Annotated in this window: 3 protein-coding genes and 4 pseudogenes; 6 read left to right on the plus strand and 1 reads right to left on the minus strand. The window is 71.5% G+C overall.

The features are described 5' to 3' along the window. Position 1: 1 nt before the first annotated feature. Positions 2-616: a TetR/AcrR family transcriptional regulator gene (locus G6N10_RS19960; RefSeq protein ID WP_407663956.1), complete on the minus strand. Its 615-nt coding sequence runs from the start codon at positions 614-616 to the stop codon at positions 2-4. A gap of 123 nt (positions 617-739) precedes the next feature. On the opposite strand from G6N10_RS19960, the pseudogene fadD1 reads away from it, so the two are divergent. From fadD1 to G6N10_RS19990, 6 genes and pseudogenes are all read left to right on the plus strand, one after another. Then, positions 740-2,330, plus strand: a pseudogene (gene fadD1 / locus G6N10_RS19965) (fatty-acid--CoA ligase FadD1). Positions 2,331-2,436: 106 nt separating this feature from the next. Beyond that, a complete protein-coding gene (gene rpmE, locus G6N10_RS19970) occupies positions 2,437-2,676 on the plus strand; it encodes a 50S ribosomal protein L31 (protein WP_085098181.1) in 240 nt (79 codons plus the stop codon). 162 nt (positions 2,677-2,838) lie between these two features. Further along, a pseudogene (gene prfA, locus G6N10_RS19975) lies at positions 2,839-3,847 on the plus strand (peptide chain release factor 1). Continuing rightward, positions 3,847-4,650 carry a N5-glutamine methyltransferase family protein gene (locus tag G6N10_RS19980; RefSeq protein ID WP_407664006.1) on the plus strand — a complete coding sequence of 268 codons (804 nt, stop codon included), beginning with the start codon at positions 3,847-3,849 and terminating at the stop codon, positions 4,648-4,650. The pseudogene prfA and the gene G6N10_RS19980 overlap by 1 nt, the downstream one beginning before the upstream one ends. 88 nt (positions 4,651-4,738) lie before the next feature. Continuing rightward, positions 4,739-5,391: pseudogene (locus G6N10_RS19985) on the plus strand (L-threonylcarbamoyladenylate synthase). A 41-nt stretch (positions 5,392-5,432) separates the two neighbouring features. Next, a pseudogene (locus G6N10_RS19990) lies at positions 5,433-6,512 on the plus strand (glycosyltransferase family 4 protein); the annotation flags it as partial.

Here is a 6,512-nt window from a genome sequence, read left to right on the forward strand (position 1 = left end):
ATCACTCCTTCGTTGATGCCGTGGTCCCGGAGCGCAGGGCCGGGACGAGATAGCGCTGCAACTGGCTCACCAGCGCGGGCCGGTCGTCGGGGTCGAGCCGCTCCGAGGCGACCGTCGTCACGCTCAGCACCACCCGGGCCACCCACTCGCTGGCCTCATCGAGGTCGTCCACCTCGACCTCGCCGCGCTCGGCCGCCGCGGCCAGGTAGGGCCGCCAGAACGCGGCCAAGTCGGGCACCAGGCCCGCGACCCCGGCTCCGGCGCACGCGGCGAACTCCTCGGGTTCCTCCTGACGCAGCCGCATCAACAGCGAGCCGGGGGAGCCGTAGGCCGAGCGACCCAGCTGGATGCCCGAGGCGATCTGCTCGACGATCCCGTCGACGGCCCCCAGCATGGAGTGCGACTCGCCCCAGTAGACGTCGTTGAGCCGGACCAGCGCGGCGCCCAGCAGTGCGACCTTGTCCGGGTAGTGCCGATAGAGCCAACCGCGCGAGACACCGGCCAGCTCGGCCACCTCGGACACCGTGGTGGCCCGAATGCCCTTGTCCCGCAGGCAGGCCTCGGCGGCATCCATCAGCCGCTCACGCACGGTCTTGGTCGGTGTGGCGGTTTCCACCGGACGCCTCCTTGCAGCCGGGCAGGCAGATGATCGACGATTCTGTCAGGGACCCGAGGCTACCCGGTGGCCCGACACATGGTAGACACTTTTGCAAATCTGTTCACGATCTGGGGAGTTCCGATGGCCGAAACGCTGCAGCAGCTGCTTCGCGAACGTGCCGGACAGGACTCCGTCGCCATCAAACACGGTGATCGCAGTCAAACCTGGGCCGAGCACGTCGCCGAGGCGTCCGCGCAGGCCGCGGCGCTGATCGAGCTCGCCGAACCGGGCCGGTCGCTGCACGTCGGCACCCTGCTGGGCAACACCCCCGAGATGCTGACCGCGATGGCCGCCGCCGCCCTCGGCGGCTACGTGCTGTGCGGCATCAATGACACCCGACGCGGTGCGGCGCTGGCCAGCGACATCGCCAAGGTGGAATGCCAGATCCTGCTGGTCGACGACGCGCACCGGGACCTGCTCGCCGATTTGGAGCTGCCCGGCGTCACCGTCATCGACGTCGGGGACGCCTCCTGGCCGCACCGCGAGCTGACGCCGCAGCGTGAGGTCGGGCCCGACGACACCTTCATGATGATCTTCACCTCGGGCACCAGCGGCGCCCCCAAGGCCGTCCGGGTTCCGCACGCCATCGTGCTGTTCTCCGCCGGCGCGCTGGTCACTCGCTACGACCTCACCGCCGAGGACACCTGCTACCTGGCGATGCCGCTGTTTCACTCCAACGCCGTCTACGCCGGGTGGGAGTGGCGCCCGCCGGCGCCGCCATGGCACCGGCGGCTTCTCGGCGTCGGGATTCCTGCCCGACATCCGCCGCTACGGCGCCACCTACATGAACTACGTCGGCAAACCGCTGGCCTACATCCTGGCCCCCCGAATCGACCGACGACCGCGACAACCCGCTGCGGGTGGCGTTCGGCAACGAGGCCGCCGACCGCGACATCGAGGAGTTCAGCCGCCGCTTCGACTGCCGCGTCTGGGACGGCTTCGGCTCCACCGAGCTGGCGATCATCATCACCCGCTCCGAGGACACCCCACCGGGCAGCGTCGGACGCGGGTTCCCGGCGTCGCGATCTACGACCCGGTCACCCGCACCGAATGCGAGGTTGCCCGGTTCGACGCCGACGGCGCGCTGCTCAACGCCGAGGCCGCCACCGGCGAACTGGTCAACACCGGCGGCAGCGGGATGTTCCGCGGCTACCACAACGACCCCGACGCCACCGACGAGCGGCTGCGCGACGGCATTTACTGGTCCGGGGACTTGGCCTACCGCGACGCCGACGGCTGGATCTACCTGGCCGGACGCACCGCGGACTGGATGCGGGTCGACGGCGAGAACATCACCGCGGCGCCCATCGAACGGATCCTGCTGCGGCTGCCGGCGATCAGCCGGGTCGCGGTCTACCCGGTGCCCGACGAGTTCGTCGGCGACGCGGTGATGGCCGCGATCGTGCTGCGTGACGGCACCGAACTGACCCCGGAGGACTTCGCCGCCTTCCTGGCCGCCCAGCCCGACCTGTCCCCGAAGGCCTGGCCGCGGCACGTCTGGCTGGCCGCGGACCTGCCCAGCACCGCCACCAACAAGATCCTCAAACGGGAGCTGGTCGCCCGCGGCACCGACGTCGACGAGGGCGTGCTGTGGCGCCGCGACGGCAAGGCGTACCGGCGCGCCGAACAGGGCCGGAATAGCGGCGAGCCGGCCGGCGTTTTGGGTGCATGACGGATGGCCTGGCATAATCGACCGTCGACCATCTCCGGTTCCGGTTCACGCCCATAAACCCAGGTCTGTTCGGGCGACCCGGCGGCCAACGATTGCAGAGGACACCATGAAAAGCGGTATTCACCCCGAGTACAAAGAGACCACCGTGGTCTGTGGTTGCGGGAACAGCTTCACCACCCGCAGCACCAAGGACAGCGGTCACATCGTGGTGGAGGTCTGCTCGCAGTGCCACCCGTTCTACACCGGCAAGCAGAAGATCCTGGACAGCGGCGGCCGCGTCGCCCGCTTCGAGAAGCGCTACGGAAGGCGCAACGTCGGCAAGGCGAACGCCGAAGCCGACAGCTAGCCGTGTCCCCGGCGCCCGTTGCCGTCGCCTCGCGCGACCGGCCGGGCGCCGGTGTCATTTCCGGCAGCCCCACCGCATCACATCCCCCAGGAGGCGGCGATGACCCAGAGCGCACCGGCGATCGACGCGCTGCTGGCCGAGCACGCCGAACTGGAGAGCCGGTTGGCCGACCCCGCGCTGCACGCCGACCCGGCCGCGGCCCGCAAGGCCGGCCGCCGATTCGCGCAGTTGGCGCCCATCGCGGCCACCCACCGCAGTTGGTGGCCGCCCGCGGCGACCTGGAGGCCGCCCGCGAGCTGGCCGACGAGGATGAGTCCTTCGCCGACGAGATTCCCGCGCTGGAGCAGACCGTCGCGGAGCTGGACACCGCGCTGACCGACATGCTGGCCCCGCGTGACCCGCACGACGCCGACGACATCGTGCTGGAGGTCAAGTCCGGTGAGGGCGGCGAGGAGTCCGCGCTGTTCGCCGCCGACCTGGCCCGGATGTACATCCGATTCGCCGAGCGGCAGGGCTGGACTGTCACCATTCTCGACGAGACCACCTCCGACCTCGGCGGCTACAAGGACGCGACGCTGGCGATCGCCAGCAAGGCGACTCCGCCGACGGCGTCTGGTCGCGGCTGAAGTTCGAGGGCGGCGTGCACCGGGTGCAGCGGGTGCCGGTCACCGAATCCCAGGGCCGGGTGCACACCTCGGCCGCCGGGGTGCTGGTCTACCCGGAGCCCGAGGAGGTCGAGGCGGTCCAGATCGACGAGTCCGATCTGCGCATCGACGTCTACCGGTCCTCCGGCAAGGGCGGCCAGGGCGTGAACACCACCGACTCCGCCGTGCGGATCACCCACCTGCCCACCGGCATCGTCGTGACCTGCCAGAATGAACGCTCGCAGCTGCAGAACAAGGCCCGCGCGCTGCAGGTGCTGGCGGCCCGGCTGCAGGCGGTGGCCGAGGAACAGGCCTCCGCCGATGCCTCCGCCGACCGGGCCAGCCAGATCCGCACGGTGGATCGCAGCGAGCGCATCCGGACCTACAACTTCCCGGAGAACCGGATCGCCGACCACCGGATCAACTTCAAGGCGCACAACCTCGATCAGGTCCTCGACGGCGAGCTCGGCGCCCTGCTGGAGGCGCTGGCCGCGGCCGACAAGCAGGCCCGGCTGCAGCAGGCCTGATGCCGTCCGGACAGGCCGGCACGCTGCGGGAAGTGATCCGGGCGGCCACCGCGACGCTGACGCAGGCCGGCGTCGCCTCCCCGCGCGCCGACGCCGAACTGCTGGCCGCGCACGCCGCCGGCGTCGACCGCAGCCGGCTGGCGGTGCTGGAACTGTCCGGTCATCGACTGCCCGACGCCGACGCCGCCCGCTACCACGAGCTGATCGCCGCCCGGGCCCGCCGCGTCCCGCTGCAGCACCTGACCGGGACCGCGGCGTTCGGGCCGGTCACGCTGCAGGTCGGCCCCGGGGTGTTCGTGCCGCGGCCGGAGACCGAGGCGCTGCTGGAGTGGGCCTACGGCGTGCTCGAGCACGCCGGCCCCAGCCCGGTCGTCGTCGACCTGTGCACCGGCAGCGGAGCGCTGGCGCTGGCGCTGGCGGAGCGGCACCCGGGGGCGGCCGTCGTCGCCGTGGACGACTCGGCCGAGGCCCTGGAGTACACCCGGTGCAATGCCGCCGGCACCGGAATCCGGATCCACCGGGCGGACGTCACCGCGGCGGGCCTGTTGCCCGAGCTTGACGGCCGGGTGGATCTGCTGGTGCAACCCGCCGTACATCCCGGAGGGCGCTGCCTGGAGCCCGAGGTGGCCGACCACGACCCGCACCACGCGCTGTTCGGCGGTCCCGACGGGATGTCGGTGATCCCCGCGGTGGCGGCGCTGGCCGGGCGCTGGCTGGTCCCGGCGGGGCCGTCGGCATCGAGCACGACGACACCACCGCCGACGCGACGGTGGCGGTGTTGCGCCGCGCCGGGGTTTCGGTGACATCGTGGAAGAACCGACCTGACCGGTCGGCCGCGGTTCGTGACGGCGGTGCGGTCAGGTCCGGACAATTCCGACGGGAGGACGACGCGTGACGCAGATGTTCGACTGCGGTGATCCCGAGCAGCGCCGCCAGGGCATCGCCGCGGCGGTCAGCGCCGCCAAGGGCGGTGGACTGGTCGTGCTGCCCACCGACACCGTGTACGGAATCGGGGCCGACGCCTTCGACGCCGAGGCGGTGGCCGCGCTGCTGGCCGCCAAGGGTCGCGGCCGGGACATGCCGGTGCCGGTGCTGGTGGGGTCCTGGCAGACCATCGACGGCCTGGTGTTCCCGGTGCCCTCGGCCGCCCGCGACCTGATCGAGGCGTTCTGGCCGGGCGCGCTGAGCCTGGTGGTGCGCCAGGTGCCCTCGCTGCAGTGGGACCTCGGTGACTCCGACGGCACCGTCATGCTGCGGATGCCGCTGCACCCGGTGGCCATCGAGCTGCTGCGTGAGGTCGGCCCGATGGCGGTCCGAGCGCCAACATCTCCGGGCAACCGCCCGCGGTGGAGGTCGCCGAGGCGCAGCGCCAGCTCGGCGAGCAGGTCGCGGTCTACCTCGACGGCGGCCCGGCCGCCCGCCGGGCGGCCTCGACCATCGTCGACCTCAGCGGCCCGGCGCCGCGGATCCTGCGGGTCGGTCCGATCAGCGCCGCCGCGATCGCCGCCGTGCTCGGCACCGACCCCGAGGCGCTGCTGGGCTGAGTCCGCTCGGACCGAAACCCGGTGCGGTGCAGTACGGTGCAATCGATGTTCAGCGGAGGCGGTGCGGACGGCACGACGGCGATGCAGCTGTTGGCGCTGGCCGACCGCGGCGCCGGTGTGCGCTGCGCGAGCTCGCCCTGGTCGGCCTGGCCGCCGCCGTGATCACCTACTTCGCCACCGGTCCGGTGCGGGTGCTGGCGATCCGGATCGGTGCGGTCGCGATCCCGCGGGACCGCGACGTGCACGTCACCCCGGTGCCCCGGATGGGCGGCCTGGCGATGTACCTGGGGTGGTCGCCGGGTGTTCCTGGCCTCCGAGCTGCCGGCGCTGACCCGCGGCTTCGTCTACTCGACCGGGATGCCCGCGGTGCTGGTGGCCGGCGGGGTGATCATGCTGATCGGCCTGATCGACGACCGCTGGGGCCTGGACGCGCTGACCAAGTTCGCCGGCCAGATCACCGCCGCCAGCGTGCTGGTCACCATGGGGGTGGCCTGGAGCGTGCTCTACATCCCGATCGGCGGGGTCGGCACCCTGGTGCTGGATCAGACCGCATCGATTCTGCTGACCCTGGCGCTGACCGTGTCGATCGTCAACGCGATGAACTTCGTCGACGGCCTGGACGGGTTGGCCGCCGGATTGGGCCTGATCACCGCGTTGGCGATCTGCGCGTTCTCCGTCGGCCTGCTGCGCGATCACGGGGGAGACGTGCTGTTCTACCCGCCGGCGGTGATCTCGGTGGTGCTGGCCGGAGCCTGCCTGGGCTTCCTGCCGCACAACTTCCACCGCGCCAAGATCTTCATGGGCGACTCCGGGTCGATGCTGATCGGGCTGATGCTGGCCGCGGCCTCGACGACGGCGGCCGGCCCGATCTCGCAGAACGCCTACGGCGCCCGCGACGTGTTCGCGTTGCTGTCGCCGTTCCTGCTGGTGGTCGCGGTGATGGCGGTCCCGGCGCTGGACATGCTGCTGGCGATCGTGCGGCGTACCCGGGCCGGCCGCAGCCCGTTCAGTCCGGACAAGATGCACCTGCACCACCGACTGCTGCAGATCGGCCATTCGCACCGCAAGGTGGTGCTGCTGATCTACCTGTGGGTCGGCATCATCGCGTTCGGCGCCGCGAG

It is taken from the genome of Mycolicibacterium fallax, assembly GCF_010726955.1.
In the GTDB taxonomy this organism is placed as follows: domain Bacteria; phylum Actinomycetota; class Actinomycetes; order Mycobacteriales; family Mycobacteriaceae; genus Mycobacterium; species Mycobacterium fallax.